This window comes from Microbacterium sp. T3-8 (assembly GCF_055398145.1).
Genome location: NZ_AP027918.1, coordinates 2,193,433 through 2,215,172 on the forward strand (window position 1 = coordinate 2,193,433; position 21,740 = coordinate 2,215,172).

General features: G+C 69.9%; 24 protein-coding genes and 1 tRNA gene. 8 read left to right on the forward strand and 17 right to left on the reverse strand.

The features are described from left to right. Positions 1–48: 48 nt before the first annotated feature. The 16 genes from ACZ5Y9_RS10465 to ACZ5Y9_RS10540 form a co-directional block, all read right to left on the reverse strand. Positions 49–1,215 carry a flagellar hook protein FlgE gene (locus tag ACZ5Y9_RS10465; RefSeq protein WP_464471290.1) on the reverse strand — a complete coding sequence of 389 codons (1,167 nt, stop codon included), beginning with the start codon at positions 1,213–1,215 and terminating at the stop codon, positions 49–51. Between the two features lie 21 nt (positions 1,216–1,236). Further along, complete coding sequence (locus ACZ5Y9_RS10470; protein WP_404596302.1) at positions 1,237–1,668, reverse strand: flagellar hook capping FlgD N-terminal domain-containing protein; 432 nt, start codon at positions 1,666–1,668, stop codon at positions 1,237–1,239. A gap of 11 nt (positions 1,669–1,679) precedes the next feature. Further along, the gene (locus ACZ5Y9_RS10475) at positions 1,680–3,056 is read right to left on the reverse strand and encodes a flagellar hook-length control protein FliK (protein WP_464471291.1); all 1,377 of its coding nucleotides are present in this window, start codon (positions 3,054–3,056) and stop codon (positions 1,680–1,682) included. Further along, a complete protein-coding gene (locus ACZ5Y9_RS10480; protein ID WP_247622307.1) occupies positions 3,053–3,475 on the reverse strand; it encodes a hypothetical protein in 423 nt (140 codons plus the stop codon). The genes ACZ5Y9_RS10475 and ACZ5Y9_RS10480 overlap by 4 nt, the downstream gene beginning before the upstream one ends. After that, complete coding sequence (locus ACZ5Y9_RS10485; RefSeq protein WP_464471292.1) at positions 3,472–4,800, reverse strand: FliI/YscN family ATPase; 1,329 nt, start codon at positions 4,798–4,800, stop codon at positions 3,472–3,474. The genes ACZ5Y9_RS10480 and ACZ5Y9_RS10485 overlap by 4 nt, the downstream gene beginning before the upstream one ends. Next, positions 4,797–5,453 carry a FliH/SctL family protein gene (locus ACZ5Y9_RS10490; protein ID WP_464471293.1) on the reverse strand — a complete coding sequence of 219 codons (657 nt, stop codon included), beginning with the start codon at positions 5,451–5,453 and terminating at the stop codon, positions 4,797–4,799. The genes ACZ5Y9_RS10485 and ACZ5Y9_RS10490 overlap by 4 nt, the downstream gene beginning before the upstream one ends. Then, positions 5,450–6,523: a flagellar motor switch protein FliG gene (locus ACZ5Y9_RS10495; protein WP_464471294.1), complete on the reverse strand. Its 1,074-nt coding sequence runs from the start codon at positions 6,521–6,523 to the stop codon at positions 5,450–5,452. The genes ACZ5Y9_RS10490 and ACZ5Y9_RS10495 overlap by 4 nt, the downstream gene beginning before the upstream one ends. Before the next feature lie 2 nt (positions 6,524–6,525). After that, complete coding sequence (gene fliF, locus ACZ5Y9_RS10500) at positions 6,526–8,163, reverse strand: flagellar basal-body MS-ring/collar protein FliF (RefSeq protein WP_464471295.1); 1,638 nt, start codon at positions 8,161–8,163, stop codon at positions 6,526–6,528. A gap of 2 nt (positions 8,164–8,165) precedes the next feature. Further along, entirely contained in the window at positions 8,166–8,486 is a 321-nt protein-coding gene (gene fliE, locus ACZ5Y9_RS10505) for a flagellar hook-basal body complex protein FliE (RefSeq protein WP_372491548.1), read from the reverse strand. After that, complete coding sequence (locus ACZ5Y9_RS10510; RefSeq protein WP_464471296.1) at positions 8,486–8,878, reverse strand: flagellar basal body rod protein FlgC; 393 nt, start codon at positions 8,876–8,878, stop codon at positions 8,486–8,488. Before ACZ5Y9_RS10510 ends, fliE begins: the two co-directional genes overlap by 1 nt. Continuing rightward, positions 8,875–9,222 (reverse strand): flagellar basal body rod protein FlgB, encoded by a 348-nt coding sequence (locus tag ACZ5Y9_RS10515; protein WP_247622301.1) that lies wholly within the window; start codon positions 9,220–9,222, stop codon positions 8,875–8,877. The genes ACZ5Y9_RS10510 and ACZ5Y9_RS10515 overlap by 4 nt, the downstream gene beginning before the upstream one ends. Positions 9,223–9,331: 109 nt before the next feature. Then, entirely contained in the window at positions 9,332–9,607 is a 276-nt protein-coding gene (locus ACZ5Y9_RS10520) for a hypothetical protein (protein ID WP_247622300.1), read from the reverse strand. Between the two features lie 5 nt (positions 9,608–9,612). Continuing rightward, the gene (gene fliS, locus ACZ5Y9_RS10525) at positions 9,613–10,026 is read right to left on the reverse strand and encodes a flagellar export chaperone FliS (RefSeq protein WP_400438487.1); all 414 of its coding nucleotides are present in this window, start codon (positions 10,024–10,026) and stop codon (positions 9,613–9,615) included. A 20-nt stretch (positions 10,027–10,046) separates the two neighbouring features. Continuing rightward, a complete protein-coding gene (gene fliD / locus ACZ5Y9_RS10530) occupies positions 10,047–11,408 on the reverse strand; it encodes a flagellar filament capping protein FliD (RefSeq protein ID WP_336640237.1) in 1,362 nt (453 codons plus the stop codon). Between the two features lie 101 nt (positions 11,409–11,509). Beyond that, positions 11,510–12,373 (reverse strand): flagellin N-terminal helical domain-containing protein, encoded by an 864-nt coding sequence (locus ACZ5Y9_RS10535; protein ID WP_247622298.1) that lies wholly within the window; start codon positions 12,371–12,373, stop codon positions 11,510–11,512. Positions 12,374–12,479: 106 nt separating this feature from the next. Continuing rightward, the gene (locus ACZ5Y9_RS10540; protein ID WP_247956287.1) at positions 12,480–13,337 is read right to left on the reverse strand and encodes a sigma-70 family RNA polymerase sigma factor; all 858 of its coding nucleotides are present in this window, start codon (positions 13,335–13,337) and stop codon (positions 12,480–12,482) included. Between the two features lie 195 nt (positions 13,338–13,532). On the opposite strand from ACZ5Y9_RS10540, the gene ACZ5Y9_RS10545 reads away from it, so the two are divergent. The 3 genes from ACZ5Y9_RS10545 to ACZ5Y9_RS10555 all read left to right on the forward strand — a co-directional run bounded on the left by ACZ5Y9_RS10545 (position 13,533) and on the right by ACZ5Y9_RS10555 (position 15,177). Then, positions 13,533–14,126 (forward strand): molybdopterin-dependent oxidoreductase, encoded by a 594-nt coding sequence (locus ACZ5Y9_RS10545; RefSeq protein WP_247632088.1) that lies wholly within the window; start codon positions 13,533–13,535, stop codon positions 14,124–14,126. Continuing rightward, positions 14,123–14,848, forward strand: coding sequence for an FAD-binding oxidoreductase (locus ACZ5Y9_RS10550; protein ID WP_464471297.1), 726 nt, complete (start codon positions 14,123–14,125; stop codon positions 14,846–14,848). The genes ACZ5Y9_RS10545 and ACZ5Y9_RS10550 overlap by 4 nt, the downstream gene beginning before the upstream one ends. Before the next feature lie 86 nt (positions 14,849–14,934). After that, positions 14,935–15,177 (forward strand): DUF6510 family protein, encoded by a 243-nt coding sequence (locus tag ACZ5Y9_RS10555; RefSeq protein WP_464472741.1) that lies wholly within the window; start codon positions 14,935–14,937, stop codon positions 15,175–15,177. Here ACZ5Y9_RS10555 and ACZ5Y9_RS10560 read toward each other — a convergent pair. After that, positions 15,134–15,209 (reverse strand) — tRNA-Val (locus tag ACZ5Y9_RS10560). The two genes, ACZ5Y9_RS10555 and ACZ5Y9_RS10560, sit on opposite strands and share 44 nt — an antisense overlap. 152 nt (positions 15,210–15,361) lie before the next feature. Between ACZ5Y9_RS10560 and aceE the strand changes: the two genes are divergently transcribed. From aceE to ACZ5Y9_RS10585, 5 genes are all read left to right on the forward strand, one after another. Next, positions 15,362–18,088 carry a pyruvate dehydrogenase (acetyl-transferring), homodimeric type gene (aceE, locus tag ACZ5Y9_RS10565; RefSeq protein WP_464471298.1) on the forward strand — a complete coding sequence of 909 codons (2,727 nt, stop codon included), beginning with the start codon at positions 15,362–15,364 and terminating at the stop codon, positions 18,086–18,088. Positions 18,089–18,119: 31 nt separating this feature from the next. Continuing rightward, positions 18,120–19,316: a PucR family transcriptional regulator gene (locus tag ACZ5Y9_RS10570; protein ID WP_247633966.1), complete on the forward strand. Its 1,197-nt coding sequence runs from the start codon at positions 18,120–18,122 to the stop codon at positions 19,314–19,316. A gap of 100 nt (positions 19,317–19,416) precedes the next feature. Continuing rightward, positions 19,417–20,337: an ACP S-malonyltransferase gene (locus ACZ5Y9_RS10575; protein ID WP_464471299.1), complete on the forward strand. Its 921-nt coding sequence runs from the start codon at positions 19,417–19,419 to the stop codon at positions 20,335–20,337. Continuing rightward, positions 20,334–21,335: a beta-ketoacyl-ACP synthase III gene (locus ACZ5Y9_RS10580; protein ID WP_336640232.1), complete on the forward strand. Its 1,002-nt coding sequence runs from the start codon at positions 20,334–20,336 to the stop codon at positions 21,333–21,335. The genes ACZ5Y9_RS10575 and ACZ5Y9_RS10580 overlap by 4 nt, the downstream gene beginning before the upstream one ends. Positions 21,336–21,403: 68 nt before the next feature. Then, the gene (locus ACZ5Y9_RS10585; RefSeq protein ID WP_017202249.1) at positions 21,404–21,652 is read left to right on the forward strand and encodes an acyl carrier protein; all 249 of its coding nucleotides are present in this window, start codon (positions 21,404–21,406) and stop codon (positions 21,650–21,652) included. Positions 21,653–21,740 lie beyond the last annotated feature (88 nt).

Genomic DNA, 21,740 nt, shown 5'->3' on the forward strand with positions numbered 1-21,740 from the left:
GACGTGGCCCGCCCCGGGTAACCAGGGCGGGCCACGTGCGATGCGGGATCAGCGCTTGAGCTGGGTGAGCTCCTGCAGCACCTCGTCGCTCGTGGTGATGATGCGGGCGTTCGCCTGGAAGCCGCGCTGCGCGACGATCAGGTTCGTGAACTCCTGCGAGAGATCCACATTGCTCATCTCGAGCGCGCCGGAGACGAGGCTGCCGAATCCGGCCTGGCCCGCCTCGCCGATCTGCGCGGGGCCCGAGTTGACCGACAGGCGGTACGACGATCCGCCGGCCTTCTCGAGCCCCTCAGGGTTGGCGAACGTCGCCATCGCGATCTTGCCGAGGGTCTGGGTCGCGCCGTTGCTGAACGTGCCGACGATCGATCCGTCGCCCGTGATGCTGTACGACTTGAGCGTGCCGGCTGCTGCGCCGTTCTGATCGGTGACGGCGACCGTCGACAGGCTCGCGTACCCGGTGACCGCGGTGAGGTCGACGGTCACGGCGCCCGCGGTGAGAGTGAGCCCCGGGCCCGTCTGCTTGCCGTCCGTGAACGCGAGGGCGCCCGTCGCGCCGCTCACGGGCTCGGAGACGTCCCAGCCCGCGGCCGTGCGGGTGAACGTGAGGCTCAGCGTGGTCGGCGTGCCCTGGGCGTCGAAGACCGTGACGTCGCGCACGACCTCGTCACCGGCGGCGGCGGTCGAGGGCAGGTTCCCGGTGACCGTCGCTCCGGTCGTGGCGCGAGCGGGCGAGACGGCATCGAGGGGCAGCACGATGTTGCCGACGGCCTGGCCGGTGTTGACGACGCCGTTCTGCGCCGACCAGCCCTGCACGACCGCCCCGTCGGCGGTGACCATCTTGCCGGTCGGGTCGAACGAGAATCCTCCCGCACGGGTGTACAGCGTCTCGCCGCCCGCGCGCACCGCGAAGAAGCCGTCGCCCGAGATCATGAGGTCGCCGCCGCGCCCGGTGGCCTGTGCGGAACCCTGGGCGAAGTTGGTGCGCACGCCCGCGACCTGCACCCCGAGACCGACCTGGGCGGGGTTGCGCCCGCCGACCTGGTCGTCGGGGATGCCGGCGTTGCCGATGAGCTGCGAGAGGGAGTCCTGGAAGACCACGGACGAGCCCTTGAAGCCCGCGGTGTTGACGTTGGCGATGTTGTTTCCGGTCACGTCGAGCATGGTCTGGTGCGAGCGGAGTCCGGAGATGCCGGAGTAGAGCGAGCGGAGCATGGTGTTCTCTCTTCCTGTGTGTCAGGTGGTCGGTGCGGTCGGGGTGGCGACGCCCGTGATGGCGTCGAGTGCGATGGTCTTGTCGCCGATGGTCACCTGCGGCACGGGGCCGTCGAACGAGACCTTCGTGACGATGCCGGTGACGGCCTTGCCGTCGGCGTCCTCGTAGCTCGCCTCCTGCCCGATGAGGGCGGCGGCGGCCTGGCGCATGTCGAGTGCGAAGGCCTCGGCGCCGTTGTCGGCGAGGGCCGTGAGCTGCTCCATCATGGCGAGCTGCGTGGTCTGCGAGATCATCTCGTTGGTGTCCATCGGACTCGAGGGGTCCTGGTGGGTGAGCTGGGTGACGAGCAGCTTGAGGAAGACCTCGCCGTCGAGCACCTGCTTTCGGGCGGCGGGATCGGTGGTGCTTCCGGTGTGGATCGCGGTGGGTGCGCTCACGGCGTCGACGGTCACGGGGTGTCCTCTCAGGCGAAGGTGTCGAGACCCGCGCCGGCGACGGCGAGGGCGGAAGTCGGGACGGAACGTCGATCGGGCGCATCGGCACGAAGACCCGGGGCGACCACGGGGCCGCTGCCGCGCCTGTCGCCCGCCTGTCCCCCGGCGCCGGGATCGGTTCCGGGCTGCGCGAACCGATCGGAACCTCCGGCATCCGTCGACGATGCGGATGACGAGGTCAGCGAGAGGTTCGCGTGCGGCAGGACGGCGGCGAGGTCGCGACGCAGATCGGAGACGATCGCGCGCAGCGCTTCGCGCCCGGCGTCGGTCGCTCCGACGAGCTCGACGCGCACGTCCCCGTTCTGGCCGATGTGCACCCGCACGGTCACGGGGCCGAGGGTGTCGGGGCTCACCGTCATCGTGAGTTGGTGGCTGCCGGCCGGGCGCTGGGCGATGTTGACGACGACCGGGGACACCTGGGTGGCGACGGATCGGGCGGATGCTGGGGGCTCCGGCGGCGAGGCGACCGCGACGGCGGGTGCCGACGCGCTCGCCGCGGGTGCGACGACCGGGGCGGACGGCGTCGCGGCCGCGGGGCCTGCAGGCCGATCCGAGGGGTCTGCGACGGTGCTGGGCGCAGGTGCGGCCGCCGCCGTGACCCCGGATGCCCCGGTCGACGATGGTGCGGACGGCGCAGCGGCGGGAGGAGCGGATGCCTCCACCCGCGTCGCGGCAGGCGCGGGGGTGAGGGTCGTCGGTGCAGCTATGACCGGCGGGGCACCGTGCACCGGCCCAGCAGCGGACGACGGGCCTGTCGACGGCACGGAAACGGTGGGGGCCGGGGCCGCGGATGCGCGAGCGGGAGCTGCGGCGCGGTCGAGCGGGGCATCGGCATCCTCTCCCCCGGTCGCCGACGTCGGCGGCGCGAAGAGCGTGGAATCGATCCCGTCGTCGGCCGTCGCGTCGGAGCGGGAGGCGGAAGCGGTCTCCGTCGTTCCGGACGTCGATCCATCATCGGCGGCGAACGTCGTGACCGTCGGCGCATCGGCGGGAACCGCGGTCGGGGCCGGCGTCGGAGCGGGAGCCGCGGCCATCGCGCTGATCATCGAGACGGCGTCGACGGGGACCGCACTCACCGATGTCTCGCGCGGCGCCGACTCCGTCGTATCCGTGGCGGGCTCTCCGGCACTCGGAGCGTCCGCGAGCTCCGTCGTCACGGTCGGCGCGAGGCGCACCGATCCGTCCGCGCCGGTCGGGGCGTCGAGCATCCGTTCCGCGAGCTCCAGCGCGGCCCCGAACGACCTCGTCTCCGCGGGCATCCCGCGTCCGGTCGGGGCCGCGCCCCCGGCGACGAGCGCGGCGAACGGGTCGGATGACGCCGTTCCCGCGGCGATCCCCGCCCTCATGCGGTGCGCTCCTCGCGCCGGCTGCGCACGACGGCGATCTCGTCGAGAGCCGTCTGCTCCGCATGCTGCGCGATCCGGGCGCTCTCGACCCGGTGGGCGTCCTCGAGGCGTTCGAGGCCGCGGAGCTCGCGGCGGGCCTCGACGTGGGCCGCTTTCGCCTCCGCCTCCTCGGCACGGCGCATCTCGGTGAGCGCCTGCACGTCGCTCAGGGCACTGCGGCCGGCGGCGCGAGCCGCGGCCATCGCGAGCAGGGTCGGCGCGTCGTCGACCTGTGCGCTGATCTCGGCGAGACTCACGACCGCTCCCTGTTCGGCGGTCTCGGCCTGCAGCCGCGCGGATGATGTGCGGGACAACTGCTCCGCGGCGACGCGCTCCTGCGCGTCGCGCACGCGCAGGAGGCCGGCGAGGGGGAACGTCATGGCGTCAGTCCTCCGAACTCGGTGGTGAGGGCGGCGAGGAGCCGCCAGGAATCCTCGGTTGTGGTCAGATCGTCCATGCGCTGCGTCAGGAACGCGGCGATGGCCTGCTCGTTCGCGAGGGCGGCATCGACCAGTGGATTCGCCCCTGGCCGGTACGCACCGATGTCGATGAGGTCGTTCGCGCTGCGACGCGCGGCGAGCACGCTGCGCAGCGCCACCGCATGCGCTCGCTGCTCGGAGGTGGTGATCTTCGAGACGACGCGCGAGATCGACCCCAGCGCATCGACGGCCGGGAAGTGGCCGCGCACCGCGAGGGCACGGTCGAGCACGACGTGCCCGTCGAGGATGCCGCGGGCCGCGTCGGCGATCGGCTCGTTGTGGTCGTCCCCGTCGACGAGCACGGTGTACAGGCCGGTGACGGATCCGACCGGCCCCGTGCCGGCACGTTCGAGCAGCCGGGCGAGAACGGAGAAGGTCGACGGCGGATACCCGCGGGTCGCCGGTGGCTCGCCCGCGCTCAGCCCGATCTCACGCTGAGCCATCGCGACACGCGTGAGGGAGTCCATCATGAGCACGACGTCGTTCCCCTCCGCCCGGAAGCCCTCGGCGATGCGGGTGGCGACGAACGCCGAGCGCATGCGCACCATCGCCGGCTGGTCGGAGGTCGCGACGACCACCACCGAGCGCGCCAGGCCCTCGGGCCCGAGGTCGTCCTCGAGGAACTCCCGCACCTCTCGACCGCGCTCGCCCACCAGAGCGATCACGGTGACGTCGGCCGTCGAGCCGCGGGCGATCATCGACATCAGCGACGACTTGCCCACCCCCGATCCTGCGAACAGACCGAGGCGCTGTCCCGTGCCGACCGGGGTCAGCGTGTCGAGCACGCGGACGCCCAGTCCGAGTTGGCGGTCGATCCGCTGACGGTTCAGGATGCTCGGAGCCTCGTGATCGAGCGGGACGAACGCGGTGTCGCGGCCGAGCGGCCCCTTCCCGTCGATCGGGCGGCCGAGACCGTCGAGCACCCGCCCGAGCAGTGAGCGACCGGTCGGCACGCGCAGGCGCTCGCCGGTGTGCAGCACGCGGGCCCGCGCGGTGATCCCGTCCAGTGGTCCGAGCGGCATGCACCGCGCCGATCCGCCATCGACCGCGACGACCTCGGCATCCACGCGGCGTCCGTCCGCCACATCGATCCGCACGCGGTCGCCGACCGCGGCATCGATGCCCACGACCTCCGCTCCGAGGCCGAGCACGGACTTCACCGTGCCCGATCGCTCGGGGCGCGCGGCGTGGAGCACGCGCTCCCACGATGCCGTGCGGACGCTCATGCGAGAGCCTCGCGATCGGCATCGTCATCGCGGTCTCCGCCGCTCAGGGCAGCGCTCGCCCGACGCAGTGCCTCCGCGACGCGCGCGTCGACCGCGCCATCGGCGATCTGCACGATGGCGCCACCGGGCGAGACGGATGCATCGTCGATCATCTCGACGCCGTGCGACGCGGCCACGGCATCCGCATCCGCGCGCAGGATCTCGCCGTCCCGTGGATGCACGGCGACGCGCGTCCACCGGTCCGCGGGCATCTGGGCGAGGGCCCTGCGGAGCGCGTGCGCGGCCGAGCGCGCCGGGTCCGACAGCTCCGCGCCGAGGATCGCGACCGCGAGCTCCACCGCGAGCTCCTCGATTCGGTCCGCCGAGAGAGCGCTGGTCGTCCGGACGCGATCCGCCACCGCCGATCGCGCATCGTCGAGTGCGGTCAGGGCGCTCTCGTACCGCACCGCCCGCGCATCGCGCTCCTGCTGGAGCCGCTCGGCCTCGGCGGCCCGCTGCGCCCGCGCCTCGTCGAGCGCGATCCGGCGCCCCTCCGCGAACCCTTCCGCATAGCCGCGCGTGCGCGCCCGAGCGGCCTCATCGCGCACGTCGGTCGGGGTCTCCCCCACGCGCGGCACGACGAGCGGGGTGAAGGCGGTGTCGGAGAGCGTCATTCGATCAGCTCGTCCTCGTCCTCACGGGAGATAGTGATCTCCTCCGCCGCCTCGAGCTCGCGGATGATGCGCACGACCTCGGCCCGCGCCTCGTCGACCTGACGCACGCGCACCGATCCGAGCACCCGCGCCTCCTCGGCGAGGTTCTCCTTGTTCCGCTCGGTCATGTTGCTCGTGACCTTGAAAGCGATCTGCTCGTCCGCCCCCTTGAGAGCGAGAGCCAGGACCCGCAGGTCGATCCCGCGCAGCACGCGCTGCGCATCCCGGTCCTCGAGACGCGTGAAGTCGGCGAACGTCACCATGCGGCTGCGGATGTCCTCGGCCAGGGCGAGGTCGCGTCCCTCGAGGCTCGCCAGCAGCGACTTCTCGAGCGCGGTGTCGGAGCGGCTGATGATCTCGACCAGGGGCTGCACGCCGCCGATGGACTCGTGATTGTCGCGCATCGCGAAGACCCCGGTGCGCGAGCGCAAGGAGTCGGCGACGATCGAGATGGCCTCCTGCGTGGCGGTGCCCATCGTGGCGATCGCCTGCGCGACGTCGGTGCGCAGCGGATCCTGCAGGGCGGCGAGCACGGCGGCGGCACGATCCGCCCGCAGGTTCGCGAGCACGACCGCGACCGTGGTCGGCAGCTCTCCCTCGAGGATCGTGGCGAGCTGGGCGGGATCGGCCGCGTTCAGGAAGTCGAACGACACCGCGCCCTGCGACATGACCCTGCCGACCATGCCGACCGCCTTCTCCCGGCCGAAGGCGGTCTCCAGCAGTCCGGTCGCGAGCTCCTGCCCGCCACGGGAGGGCACCGATCCGCCCGTCGCGATGCGGGTGAAGGCGGCGAGAGCCCGGGCCGTGGCGGCGAGATCGACCCCACCGAGCTGCGTGAGCTCCGCGGCGAGCAGCTCCGACCGGTCCTCGCCGAGCAGACGGAGCACCTCGGCGCTCGCCTCCCGGTCCATGTTCAGGAGCACGATGGCCGCCTGCCGCAGCCCGCTCATCGGAGCGATCGCCTGACCGGACGCGGCGACGACGGCCTCCGTGATCTGCTCGGTCGGGGCATCCGGGGATTCGATCTGCATGCTCATACGGTCGACTCGTCCATCAGGCTCGCCAGCGCGGTCGCGGTGGCTTGGGGTTCGCGGCGGGCGATGTCGTCGATCTCACGGCGACGACGCTCGACAAGGATCTGCTCCCGCTCGGGCTCCTCCTCGACGTCGAGGAGGGTCGGTGAGACCTGCGGCAGCAGCGGTGCCGTCAGGGCTTCGCGGTCCTGCAGACCCTTGAGCGACTTGAGCTTCTGCTCCTCGCTCTCGGTCAGGGTCGCGAGGTACTCGATCGGGCCCTCGTCGGTGTAGGCGATGCGACGCTTCATGCGCAGGCGGATCGACAGGAAGACGACGAGGATGATCACGGCGAGCAGGATCGAGCCGCCGATGATCGCCGACCGCACGAGCTCCTGCTGGAACTGCGCGGCCTGCTCGGCCTCGGCCGCCGCCAGTGCGGTCTGCGCGGCGTTCGCGCCGGCGCCGGCGAACTCCACGAACTCGACGGCGATCGTGTCGCCGCGCTCGACGTCGATGCCGGCGGCCGAGGCGACGAGGGTCTCGATCTGCGCCGCGGTCACGCCGGTCACGGTGCCGCGGTTGAGCGCAATGCTCACGGTCTGCCGGGTCACCTCGCCGGCGGGGGTGATCGTCTTCTCGGTCGACTTGTTGACGGCGTTGTTGCGCGAGGTCTCCTCGAACTCGTACGCGCCGTCGCCGTCCGCACCGTTGGGCACCGCGATGTTGTCGGGGCCGAGCACACCGGTGCCCCCGCCCTGCCCGCCGGTGTAGGTCTCGGTCTTCGTCTGCTCCGAGGCGCTCAGGTCGCCCTCGGGAGCCGAGTAGGTCTCGTCCATGCGCTCGGAAGTCGAGTTCGCGACGTCCGCCGACACCGTCACGGTCGCGTTCCCCGGTCCGACGATCGTCTCCAGCATCCGGTTCACCGACGCGGCCACCCGGGCTTCGTGCTCGGTCGCCTGCTTCGACGAGTTGCCGGCCACGCCCGAGCCTACGGCCGAGAGCACCGTGCCGTTCTGGTCGGTGACCGCGACGTCCTCCGGCGTCATGCCCGGAACCGACGCGCTCGTGAGGTGGATGATCGCCTCGATCTTCTCGTCGCTGAGCGTCGACCCGTTGCGGGTCTTCACGAACACCGATGCGGTGGGGGTCTGCTGCTCCGAGACGAACACGCTCTCCTCGGGGATGGCCAGCTGCACCGACGCCGTGCTGATGCCGTCCATCGCGCCGATCGTGCTCGCGAGCTCGCCCTCGATCGCGCGCTTGTAGGTCACCGACTGCTGGAACTCGCTCGCGGTGACGCCCATCTTGTCGAGCAGGGTGTAGCCCTCGCTCGTGTCACCGGGGAGCCCGGCGGATGCTGCCGCCAGCCGCTGCGCGTAAACCTGGTCGTCGGGTACGAGGATCGTGGCGCCGCCCTCGGCGAGCTCGTAGCCGACGCCCGCCGACTTGAGCTGGTCGACGACCGCCGAGGCGTCGCCGGCGCTGAGTCCGGTGAAGAGCGGGCTCATCTGCGGCTTGGTGAGCCAGGCGCCGAGTGCGACGGCCCCCATCACCAGCAGCGCGACGCCGATGATCGCGATCGTGCGCTGAGCGACGCTGAAGCCCGAGACGATCAGCTTCACGCGTTCCAAGGAGTTCGTGATCACCTTCGGCATGATCAGGCCTGCATCCGCATGATCTCGTTGAACGCCGAGACGCTACGGTCGCGGATCGCGACCACGAGGTCGAGCGTCACGCCGGCGCGGGCGGAGGCGATCATGGCCTGGTGGATGTCCTGCAGGTCACCGGTGACGGCCTGCACGGCGAGCTCGTTCGAGGTCGACTGCAACTGCTGCAGGTTCTCGATCGCGCCGGACATCGAGGTCGCGAAGGCGCCCGCCGAGGCGGACGATCCGGTGCCGTCGGCACCGGATTCGAAGCTGAGGGCCGACATCGGACTGACGCCGGTCGCGGAGATCGCGTCGATGGGGGTCGACATCAGTTGCGTCCGATCTGCAGGGCGGCCTCGTAGGTGGTCTTGGCGCGGTCGACGACGGCGGCGTTCGCCTCGTAGCCGCGCTGGGCGAGGATCAGCATGCTCATCTGGTCGCCGAGTTCGACGTTCGGGTACTGGACGTACCCGTCCTCGTTGGCATACGGATGCTCGGGGTCGTAGACGAGCTTCGCCTCGGCCTCCGATTCGACGACCCCGGCGACGAAGACGCCCGGGCTCTCGGTACCCGCCTGCACCGTGACGAACTTCTCCCGGAACGCCTCTTCACCGGCCGGGATGGCGGTGTTGACGTTCGCAATGTTGTCGCTGAGCGCGTCGAGCCACTTGCGGTGCACGTTCAGTCCGGTGCCGGCGATGCCGATCGCGTCGAAGGTCATGCGGATGCCTGGCCGATCGCCTTGGTGATCGAGGCCGCCTGGCCGCCGATCGCCTGGCTGGCGAACTGGAACCGGAGCACGGTGTCGATGTTCGACAGCGTCTCGGTGTCGAGGTTCACATTGTTGCCGTTCAGGCGGGTGGGCTCGAGTGAGCGCTCGACGGTCGCGGCGACCGACCCCGATCCGCCGTCGACCGCGCGACGCAGCTCGTCCTCGAACTGCACCCGCTTCGCCTGGTAGCCGGGCGTGTTGACGTTCGCGATGTTCTCGGCGATGGAACGCTGGCGCAGCGCCAGACCGTCGAGCGCGCTGATCAGCGCGGAGGAGGTTACGGATTCGAGCACGGCGGCACCCCGGATGTGTGGTGGAGAAGCCGATCCGTGGCCTGCGTCGAGCGATCCGTGCTCGTGGCCGACTATCGCGACAGTGCGGTGTCGGCGTAACCGCCGCCGCTCATCCTTCGACGTCGAGGTACGCGGGAGCGTCGGGCGACCCCGTCGGCACCCGACGGAGCGCGGCGAGTTCACGCGCGACGTTCGCCCGCGAGGCGGTGAGTCCGCGGATCATCATCTGCTGACGCGCCAGCACCGCCTCCGCGCGTTCGCGCAGCTCTTCGGGCACGGGTCCGGGAGGCGGCTCGAAGGTCGGGTCGAGCTGGTCGTCGGCGGCATCGAGCGCCCGCTCGAACGTATCGAGCACGGCCAGCCACGACGCGAGGTTGTCGGTCATGCGGCTCAGCCCAGCGCGGATGCCGGGGCGGGAGCCGCGGCCGAGGTCACCGCTGCGGCCTGGTGCCACGCTTCGCGGAGCGGCGCGACGAGTTCGCGGCACTCCGCAGTGGCCAGCCGATCGCGGCCGATGTTCGCGGTGATCAGGCGACCGGTGACGTAGGTGTACACCGCGCGCAGGTCGGCCGCGCCGTCCCAGGCGTCGGTGAGTGACCCGCTCAGCTCGGCGACGATCTGCTGGGCGTGGGTGAGGTGGGTGCCCGCGGCCGCCCAGTCCTCGGCATCCTGCGCGGCCCCGGCTCGATCGATGTCGACGAGCAGGCGGTCGTACAGCAGGGTGAGCAGACGCTCGGGCGAGGCCGAGGCGACCTGCTGCTCGAGGTACTGCTGCTTGGCGCGTTCCAGGGATGTCAGGGGCATCGCTTGTCTCTCCTCGGCGATCAGGACTTGGTGGCGGTGAGGGCGGCGAGCTGCCCGGTGAGCCACGACGACTGGGATTCGAGCTTCGACAGCTGCACCTCGAGCTGCGAGTACGTGCGCTCCAGGGTCGCCCGACGCTGTTCGAGACGGACGTCCCACCGCTCGACCTGCGTCTTGAGGGTCTTGACCTCGGACTCCTGCCCGGTGATGCGCTGCGTGAGCAGACCGTCGTACTTGTCGGAGTAGGTGTCGGCCACGCCCTCGAGGCGACCGGCGACGCCCGAGAACAGCTCCTGGGTCTTCTCGGGATCGTCGGCGAGTGCCTGGGCGAACTTCTCGGCGTCGAACGACAGCACACCCTTCTCGTTGATCGAGATGCCGATGCTCGAGGGCGAGACCCCGTCGATCGGGTGCTGCACGGCGTTGGCCAGGGCTGTGCGGAGGTTGCGCACGGTGCTGTCGCCGGTGAACACGCCGAGGGTGGTCTTCTCCCCCACCGCGCCGACCGTGGCCTTCGAACCGTTGTCGATGCGGGTGAGGAGACCGGCGATCTCCTTGATGAACGCCTCGGCCGTGGCCGTCTGCGCCTTCGCGTCGAGGGCGACGGTGACCGTGACCGGGTCGGCGCTGGGCTTCGTGACCGTGACGGTGACGTCGTCGCCGACGGTGATCGTGTTGCTCGCGCTCGTCAGCACCTGCTCGGCCGAGGTCCCCGCGAAGAGGCGGATGCGGGCGTCGGCACCGGCCGTCAGCACGGCGGCTCCCGGCTCCGTGCCGAGGTCGATCGCGGTGCCCGCGTCGAGATCGTCGCCGTTGCCGCGGTGCAGCGTGAAGGTGTTCTCGGCACCGGTCTCTGCGGCGTTCAGTTGGATGCGCGAGAGCGGCGCGCCGTCGGCATCCGTCCCGGCGGGCACGACGGTCGCCGTCACCCCCGCCTTCGCGGCGTTGATGGCTTTGGCGAGATCGTGGGGCGATGCACCGGCGGGCGCGATCTCGGTGCGGGTGCCGTCGGCGGCCACCAGCGTGAACGCTCCTCCCCAGGAGCTCGCGCCCCCGGCCGCGGTGACGACCGAGTGCGCGGTGGCGACGGCGTCGACGACGATGCTCGTCGAGAAGGCGCTCGCCTTCGGCCCCGCGTTCACGGTGACGCTCTCGGACGACGACGTGGCGGTGAAGGCGGCCAGCGAGGTGGCGGACGCCGCGGTCTTGGCCTTCTCGACCAGCGCCTGCAGCGAGGTGTTCAACGACTGCAGGTTCGTGATGATCGAGGTGCGGTCGGTGATCTTGGTGGTGATCAGCTTCTTCGGGATCGCCGACACGTCCATGAGCGCGTCGATGAGCTCGCCGGTCTTCAGTCCGGAGACCAATCCGTCCAGTTTCATCCTCGGATGCCTTCCCTCGGGGCGTGTCGCAGGTCTTAGGGGAAGGCGCCCGGGCGGAGTGTCCCCCGCCCGGGCGCCCGGTGCGCCTCAGGCGCGGCGGCTCAACGGAGCAGCTGGAGAACGCCCTGGCCGGACTGGTTCGCCTGCGCGAGCATCGCGGTGCCCGCCTGCTGCAGGATGTTCGCAGCCGTGTACTTGACCATCTCGGCCGCCATGTCGGTGTCGGCGATGCGGCTCTTGGCCGCCGAGAGGTTCTCGGCCGAGACCTGCAGCGAGTTGATCGTCGACTCGAAGCGGTTCTGCACCGCACCGAGGTCGGCGCGGGCCGACGAGACGCTCTTGATCGCGGCGTCGACCGTGTCGATCGTCGCGGCGGCGACGGTCGGGTTGGCGAAGCCATCCGCAGTGGTGAGGATGTCGTCGCGCAGGTCTGCCGCCAGCGTGGCGATGTTCGCCGTGCCGAGGTTCACGGTGATCTGGCTCGAGGCGGAACCGTCGGCGCCGACCTGGAAGCTCAGCACACCGTTGCCCGCCGCGCCGGCGGTGCCGTCGAGCAGCTGGATGCCGTTGAAGTTGGCGCTCTCGGCGATGCGGTCGAGTTCGTCCACGAGCTGCGTCACCTCGGTGGTGATCGCCTTGCGCGAGTCCGCGTTGTTCGAGTCATTACCGGCCTGCACCGCGAGGTCGCGCACGCGCTGCAGGATGGAGTGGACCTCGGTCAGCTGGCCTTCTGCGGTCTGGATGACCGAGATGCCGTCCTGAGCGTTGCGGGCTGCGACGTTCAGGCCGTTGACCTGCGAGCGCAGGCCCTCGGAGATGGCGAGGCCGGCGGCGTCGTCTGCCGCGCGGTTGATGCGCAGGCCGCTCGAGAGCTTCTCGAGCGACTTCGAGACGTCGTTCTGGTTGCTCGACAGGTTGCGGTACGAGTTGAGCGCGCTGACGTTGGTTGCGATCTGAAGACCCATGAGTATCCTCCGTGGTTATGGGACTGGAAGCGGGTCCATCCGTGGACCCGCACATCCCACATTCGCGACACCTCGCGCGGTCCGTAACCGGTGACCGACGGGAAAGTCAGATCGCGGGGAGGAGGTCTTCGCTGCGGTGCGCGCTCGCGGGCTTCTCCGGTCCGAAGAGCGCTCCGAAGAACTCGGCCTTCGCGGGGCTGGTGCGGTCGCCGGCGGTCCCCTGCTCCCAGGCCTCCATCGCCTCACGCATGAGAGCGAGACCGCGCGAGCGCAGCTTCGACACGTAGGCGTGGCTCACCTCCATCTCGTCGGCGAGGTCCTTGACCATGCGATCGTCGAGGTAGATCCCGCGGATCACCCGGCGCATCGCGTCCGGCAGCGCATCGAGCACGCGCACGACCATGTCACGCGTCTCGTTCTGCTCCGCGGCGAACTCGGGGAGCACGATGCTGTCGGTGAGATCGACCGCCTGTCGACCCGATTCGGGATCGAAATGCTCCTCGAAGCTCGTGGCCGTGCGCACCATCGCATCCAGGTGCAGCATCTCGGCGACCGCCGCGATGTCGAGACCCGCTTCCTTCGCGACCTCGGCGGGTGTGCCGGCACGACCCGTGCGAGCGAGCACGGCGTCGCCGGCGGCGCGGATGAGCTCGATCTTGTCGCGCCCGCGCTCCCCGGCGGGGTCGGCGCGACGCATCTCCGAGAGCATCGCCCAGGTGATCTGCGTGCGGGCGAAGGCACCGAAGGGGATGCCGCGCTCGGGTTCGTAGGTCATCGCCGCGCGCGCGAGTCCGAGGCGAGCGGCCGACATGAGGTCGTCGAGGTCGACGTGCTCCGCCGTGCGGGCCTTCTCCAGCGCGAGGAACGTCGCCAACGCCATGTTGTCGCGCGCGAGCCGCTCGGCGGTGGCCGGGGCCGTCGCGCGCGATCCGGAGACAGCAGAGGAAGCAGAATCCTGCAGCAACGTGGCTCCTTGAGTTATCAACTGATTTACGTGTGAAGCTAGCAGGTTTTGCACGTAGACAAGTAAATAATTGATTTCGCAGGAGTGTCGGATCAACTTCGCCACTCGTGGCGATGCGCGGACGTTCGACAGATGTCGTAGCGCGGCCGTCGCCCATCCGCTTGAATGACCCCACACGAGCGAAGGCAGGCGAGCATGAGTGTGATCTCCCGCGGATTCGGAGCGCGCAGACGAGAGTCCGATGAGCGGCTCCCTCCCGGTCAGTATCTGACCGGGGACTTCCCCGTGCTGTCGGCCGGACCGACGCCCCGGATCCCGACCGAGTCCTGGGAGTTCGTCGTCGTCGGTCGCGACGGGATTCGGCACACCTGGACGTGGGAGGAGCTGCACGCGCTCCCGATCGAGACGATCACCACCGACATCCACTGCGTGACCCGCTGGTCCAAGCTCGGCACGCAGTGGCGCGGCGTCGCGGTCGAACGCCTCCTCGACGCAGTCGGCGACGATGCGGCATTCGCCGAGGTCTTCTCCTACGGCGGGTACACGACCAACCTCTCCCGCGACGACCTCGTCGGAGGGCGCGCATGGATCGCGCTGGAGTTCGACGGCGAGCCCCTCGCCCCCGAACACGGCGGACCCGCACGCCTGCTCGTTCCGCACCTCTACTTCTGGAAGTCGGCGAAGTGGGTGCACGGGCTGAACCTGCGCGAGCACGACGCACCGGGATTCTGGGAGCAGAACGGCTACAACATGCACGGCGACCCCTGGAAGGAGGAACGGTACTGGTGACGACCGCACCGCTGTGGCGCCCGGCGACCGTCGTCACGACACTCGGCGCCGGAAGCCACGGGCGCATCCTCGGACTGCAGGTCGACGGCTGGCCGGGCAATCTCGCCGGGCAGCACGTGGACGTGCGCCTCACGGCCGAGGACGGCTACCAGGCCGTGCGGTCCTACTCGCTCGCCTCCTCCGGCCCCGGCGAGGTTCTCGAACTCGCGGTAGACGAGGTTCCCGACGGCGAGGTCTCCCCCTACCTGGTCGAAGACGTGCGGCCCGGCGATCAGTTGGAGATCCGCGGACCGATCGGCGGCTACTTCGTCTGGACCCCCGATCGCCCCGAGCCCGTTCAGCTCATCGCCGGCGGATCGGGCATCGTTCCCCTCATCGCCATCGCCCGTGCGCACGAGCGCTCCGGCAGCAGCGCACCCATGCGGCTGCTGTACGCCGTGCGCTCGGCGTCGGACGCCTTCTACCTCGACGACATCGACCGCCTCGCCGGCAACGGCCTCGTCATCGACTGGGCCTATTCGCGCGTCGCTCCGCCCGGCTTCGCACGTCCCGCCGGTCGGGTGGATGCCGCGACCATCCTCTCGTCGACCTATCCGCCGTCACTGCAGCCGTCGGTCTATGTATGCGGGCCGACCGGTTTCGTCGAGGCCGTCGCCGATCTCCTCGTCGCGGCGGGGCATCCGCCTGACCGCATCCGCACCGAGCGATTCGGAGGAGCCTGATGGAACACACTCCCGAACCCCGGACCGTCCGGCGCGTCGACGGCAACGCCGCCGGCGGGTATCTGCTCGAGATCTTCGGCAGGGACATGACCGGCGCGCGCGCCACCTGCGGGCACTGCGCGCGAGCGGCCGTGATCGCGGATGCCGTCGCCGAGATCGACGGCGCCTGCGTCATCCTGCTCTGCCGCGGATGCCGCCGCACACTGCTGACGTACCTGCGCAGCGAGGGGCGGAGGACGCTCCGCATCGACGGTCTGACGACCATCGAATGGGTGGACGGCGAAGTGGTGGGCCCTGCCGGGATCGAACCGACGACATCCACGGTGTAAACGTGGCGCTCTACCAGCTGAGCTAAAGGCCCTGGTGCGTCCAGTGTATCCGTATGCGGATGCGCACCCGCATGGTGGAAGAGGGCTAGGCTGAGGACGGCGCGCGTTGTGCACAGCCGACAAGGCTGCCCGCGTCGCTTCCCGTTTCCTTGGCATGACCTGCCAGCTTGACGAAAGGCTCCCCGTGACCGTCCACGACCAGGATCCGTACTCTCAGGACTCTCTCGACAGCGACCCGGAAGAGACGGGTGAGTGGCAGCAGTCGCTCGATGAGCTCGTCGATGCCAAGGGCCACGGCCGTGGGCGCGAGATCATGCTCAGCCTGCTGAAGCGCTCGAAGGAGCTGCACCTCGGCGTGCCGATGGTTCCGACCACCGACTACATCAACACGATCGCACCCGAGAACGAGCCCGAGTTCCCCGGTGACGAAGAGGTGGAGCGCCGCTACCGCGCGTGGATCCGCTGGAACGCCGCCATCACGGTGCACCGCGCACAGCGCCCCGGCATCAGCGTCGGCGGGCACATCTCGACCTACGCGTCGTCGGCCGCGCTCTACGAGGTGGGCTTCAACCACTTCTTCAAGGGTGCCGACAACCCCGGCGGCGCCGACCAGATCTTCATCCAGGGCCACGCCTCGCCCGGCACCTACGCCCGCTCCTTCCTCGAGGGCCGACTGAGCGAGGACCAGCTCGACGGCTTCCGCCAGGAGAAGTCGCACGCCCCGCACGGCCTGCCCTCCTACCCGCACCCGCGCCTGATGCCGGAGTACTGGCAGTTCCCGACCGTGTCGATGGGCCTCGGCCCGATCAACGCGATCTACCAGGCGATGTCGAACAAGTACCTCGAGAACCGCGGCATCAAGGACACCTCGCAGTCGCACGTCTGGGCCTTCCTCGGCGACGGCGAGATGGACGAGGTCGAGAGCCGCGGACAGCTCCAGGTCGCGGCCAACGAGGGACTCGACAACCTGACCTTCGTCGTCAACTGCAACCTCCAGCGTCTCGACGGCCCGGTGCGCGGCAACGGCAAGATCGTGCAGGAGCTCGAGTCGTTCTTCCGCGGCGCGGGCTGGAACGTCATCAAGGTGGTCTGGGGCCGTGAGTGGGACGACCTCCTCGCCCGCGACACCGAGGGTGCGCTGCTCAACCTCATGAACGTCACGCCCGACGGCGACTTCCAGACGTTCAAGGCCGAGTCCGGCGGATACATCCGCGAGCACTTCTTCGGACGCGACGAGCGCGCCGCCGCCCTCGTCGAGAACTACTCCGACGACGACATCTGGAACCTCAAGCGCGGTGGCCACGACTACCGCAAGGTCTACGCCGCGTTCAAGGCCGCGACCGAGCACAAGGGCAAGCCCACCGTCATCCTCGCGAAGACCGTCAAGGGCTACGGCCTCGGTCCGCACTTCGAGGGCCGCAACGCGACCCACCAGATGAAGAAGATGACGCTGGACAACCTCAAGACGTTCCGCGACGCCATGCACATCCCGATCACGGACGCGCAGCTCGAGGAGAACCCGTACCTGCCCCCGTACTACAACCCGGGCCCCCAGGACGAGACCATCCAGTACATGCTGGAGCGCCGCAACAACCTCGGCGGCTTCCTGCCCGAGCGTCGTTCGACGCACGTCGGTCTCTCGCTGCCCGACGACACCGCCTACGCACTCCCGAAGAAGGGCTCCGGCACGCAGGAGATCGCCACGACCATGGCGTTCGTCCGACTGCTGAAGGACCTGCTGCGCTCGAAGGACTTCGGCCACCGCATCGTGCCGATCATCCCCGACGAGGCACGCACCTTCGGTATGGACGCGTACTTCCCGACGGCGAAGATCTACAACCCGAACGGCCAGCACTACACCTCGGTCGACCGCGAGCTCCTCCTCGCCTACAAGGAGAGCCCGCAGGGCCAGATCGTGCACGTCGGCATCAACGAGGCGGGCGCCCTCGCGGCGTTCACCGCTGCCGGCACGTCGTACGCCACGCACGGCGAACCGCTGATCCCGATCTACCTCTTCTACTCGATGTTCGGCTTCCAGCGCACGGGCGACGCCCAGTGGGCGGCGGGCGACCAGATGGCGCGCGGTTTCATCATGGGCGCCACCGCCGGTCGCACCACCCTGACGGGTGAGGGCCTGCAGCACGCCGACGGGCATTCGCACCTGTTGGCCGCGACCAACCCCGCGACGATCTCGTACGACCCCGCGTACGGCTACGAGATCGCGCACATCGTGCGGTCGGGTATCGAGCGCATGTACGGCGGCGAGCACGAGGACCCGAACGTGATGTACTACATCACGCTCTACAACGAGCCCACCGTGATGCCCGCCGAGCCCGAGAACGTGGACGTCGACGGCATCGTGCGCGGCATCCACCGCATCTCGGTCGGCGAGGGCGAGGGCCACCGCGCCCAGCTCTTCGCCTCGGGCGTCGGACTCCCCTGGGCCCTCGAAGCGCAGGAACTGCTGAAGAACGATTGGGGCGTGATCGCCGATGTCTGGTCGGTCACCTCGTGGACCGAGCTGCGCCGCGACGGCCTCGCCGCCGACGAGCACAACTTCCTGCACCCGGAGGAGGAGCCCCGCACGGCCTACCTCACCCAGAAGCTCCAGGGCGCCGAGGGTCCGGTCATCGCGGTGAGCGACTTCATGCACGCCGTCCAGGACCAGATCCGCCCGTGGGTCCCGCAGCGTTTCGCGACGCTCGGCGCCGATGGCTTCGGTTTCTCCGACACCCGCGCCGCGGCACGTCGCTTCTTCAAGATCGACGGCCCGTCGATCGTGGTGCGCACGCTGCAGTCGCTCGCCGAGGACGGCGTCGTCGACCGCTCGCTGGCCGCGCAGGCGATCGCGAAGTACAGCCTTCACGATGTCAACGCCGGAACCAGCGGCAACGCGGGTGGCGAAAGCTGAGTCATCGGTGACAGGTTCGTCTCCCGCCGGCATGGACAAGGCCGCGACCCTCGCCTGGCTGCGCCGGATCTCCGGTGACATCGCCTCGGTGACGATCAAGCGCCTGGAAGACACGCTGCCCTGGTACGCCGACATGCCACCAGCCCGCCGCTCTGCGGTCGGGCTGGTGGCCCAGGCGGGCATCACGTCGTTCATCCAGTGGTACGACGACCCCACCTCGACGCCGTGGATCGCGGCCGACATCTTCGCCGCCGCCCCGCGGGAGCTGCTGCGCAGCGTGAGTCTGCAGCAGACCCTGCAGCTGATCCGCGTGACCGTCGAGGTCACCGAGGAGCGCGTCGCCGGCAAGGGTGAGAACATCCGCGAGGCGATCCTGCTCTACTCCCGCGATGTCGCCTTCGCGGCCGCCGACGTCTACGCTCGCGCGGCCGAGGCCCGGGGACTCTGGGATGCCCGACTCGAGGCGCTCGTGGTCGACTCGATCCTCACGGGCGAGGCCGACGAGGAGCTCCCCAGCCGGATCGCCGCTCTCGGGTGGCACGGTCACGGTGAGGTCGCCGTGCTCGTGGGCACGACTCCCCCGCAGTTCGACGTCGACCAGGTGCGGCGCACCGCCCGCAAGCTGGCGGTCGACGTACTGATCGGCGTGCAGGGGTCACGACTCGTCCTCGTGCTCGGCCGCGCCCGTGACGAGGAGCAGGAGACCGACGACGACGAGCTCACGTTCCTCGAGATCGCGTCTCGACTGGAGCCCTCGTTCGGCCCGGGCTACGTCGTGCTCGGTCCCGCCGTCGTCGCGCTCGTCGACGCCAGCCAGAGCGCCCGCGCAGCACTCGCCGGTTTCGCGGTCGCCCGCGCCTGGCGCAGCGCCCCGCGTCCGGTCGAGGCCGACGATCTGCTTCCGGAGCGGGCACTCGCCGGTGATCCGCTGGCCAAGCAGACGCTCATCGAGCGGATCTACCGCCCACTGCAGGCGCATTCGACCGACCTGGTCACGACGCTCTGGAGCTATCTCGACAACGGCCGCTCGCTCGAGGCGACGGCCCGCGAGCTCTTCGTGCATCCGAACACCGTGCGCTACCGGCTCAAGCGCGTCAGCGAGGTCATCGGCTGGGATGCCACCGGCCCGCGCGAGGCGTTGATCCTGCAGACGGCCCTGATCCTCGGTTCGATCGGCGCCGCCGACCAGTCCCGACGCCGCCCGTCGCAGCGTCGGGTGCCGCGCTGACCCGCGTTTCCCGCGGCGCTGTGCGCCACACACAAGCGTTCTTCGGAATCTTGTGATGAATCATCCACCGCTTGTCTCCGATCATTGGCAGACTGGGGATGTGATTGTCGTCGTATGCCCTGGTCAGGGCTCGCAGACCCCCGGTTTCCTCGCCCCTTGGCTCGAGCTCGACGGGGTGGCCCAGCGCCTCGCGTCGTACTCCGACGCAGCAGAGGTAGATCTCCGCCTCCACGGCACAGAATCCGATGCCGACACCATCCGCGACACGCGCATCGCGCAGCCGCTGATCGTGGCCGCATCGCTCATCGCGGCCGACGCGCTGAACGCCCGCGCCGGGCGCCGGGCCGACGGCATCGCCGGCCACTCGGTCGGCGAGATCGCCGCCCTGGTGGGCAGCGACGTGATCGATGCCGAGACGGGCATGCGCCTGGTCGGCATCCGCGGACGGGCGATGGCGGATGCCGCGGCGCAGACCCCCACGGGCATGAGCGCGGTCCTCGGTGGCGATGAGGCGGCCGTCCTCTCTCGACTCGACGACCTCGGTCTGTCGCCCGCGAACTACAACGGCGGCGGCCAGATCGTCGTCGCGGGCGAGCTCCCCGCGCTCGAGGCCCTCGCCGCAGAACCCGTCAAGGGCACCCGGGTGATCCCGCTGCAGGTGGCCGGTGCCTTCCACACGACCTACATGGCTCCCGCCGTGGCCGTGCTGCGGGACGCCGTCGCCGAGGTCGCCCCCGCCGACCCGACGCTGACCCTCTGGACGAACCGCGACGGATCGGTCGTGACCCGCGGCGCGCAGGCCCTCGACTACCTGGTCGACCAGGTCTCGTCGCCCGTGCGCTGGGACCTCTGCATGGCGTCGTTCGCCGATCAGGGCATCACCGGCCTGATCGAGCTCGCTCCCGCCGGTGCGCTCACCGGACTCGCCAAGCGCGGTCTGCGCGGCGTTCCGAGCGTCGCCGTCAAGACCCCCGAAGACCTCGATGCGGCCGTCGCGCTGCTGAACGGAGAAGCCGCATGAGCGCCACCCTGACGCAGGCCACGGGCCCCGCTTTCACCCGCATCTACTCGTACGGCGCCGCGCGCGGCGAGAACGCCGTGCCCAACGACGACCTGATCGGTCCGATCGACTCGAGCGACGAGTGGATCCGCCAGCGCACGGGAATCATCACGCGTGTGCGCGCCGACAAGGGCACGGACGCGATCGACCTCGCGTCCGAAGCCGCCGCCGAGGCGATCGAGAAGGCCGGGATCCCGGCCGACCAGATCGACCTCGTCATCGTCGCGACCATCAGCAACCCGAAGCAGTCCCCCTCGGTCTCCGCGATCGTCGCCGACCGCGTGGGTGCGAACCCCGCAGCGGCCTACGACATCAACGCCGCCTGCGCGGGATACGCCTACGCCGTGGCCCAGGCCGATGCCCTCATCAAAGCGGGGGCCGCGCGCTACGCGCTGGTGATCGGCGCCGAGAAGCTGTCCGACATCGTCGATCCCGCCGATCGGAGCATCTCGTTCCTGCTCGGTGACGGCGCCGGCGCCGCAGTGATCGGCCCGAGCGACACCCCCGGCATCGCTCCGGCAGTGTGGGGTTCCGACGGCTCGAAGGCGGATGCCGTGGGCATGAACGGCACCCTGACGCAGTTCCGCGACGGCGAGGTGCCGTGGCCGACCCTCCGCCAGGAAGGTCAGACGGTTTTCCGCTGGGCGGTCTGGGAGATGGCGAAGGTCGCCCGCGAGGCGCTGGACCGCGCCGGCGTCGAGGCATCAGACATCGCTGCCTTCATCCCCCACCAGGCGAACATGCGGATCATCGACGAATTCGCCAAGCAGTTGAAGCTCCCGGAGACCACGGTGATCGCCCGCGACATCGAGACGACGGGAAACACCTCGGCTGCATCGATCCCGCTGGCCAGCCACCGTCTGATGGCCGAGCACCCCGAGCTCTCGGGCGGACTCGCCCTGCAGATCGGCTTCGGCGCGGGCCTCGTGTTCGCGGCTCAGGTCGTCGTGCTCCCCTGACCGGGGCCCGACTTTCCCTAGACTGTTCCACGGTTCCGAAAACAACCCGTAAGAAAGAGGAAGACCACATGGCTTTCACCAACGACGAGGTCCTCGCCGGCCTCGCAGAGCTCATCACCGACGAGACCGGCATCAACGCCTCCGAGGTCGCTCTCGAGAAGTCGTTCACCGACGATCTCGACATCGACTCGATCTCGATGATGACGATCGTCGTCAACGCCGAGGAGAAGTTCGGCGTCACCATCCCCGACGACGAGGTCAAGAACTTGAAGACCGTCGGCGACGCCGTCAACTTCATCGTCGCGGGCCAGGAGTAATCCACGAGGGATGCCACCCCCGCACCGTCGGGGCGTGGCATCCTCCGTCCTGCCCCCACCCTGCTCTGAATCCCGTCCGACAAGGAAC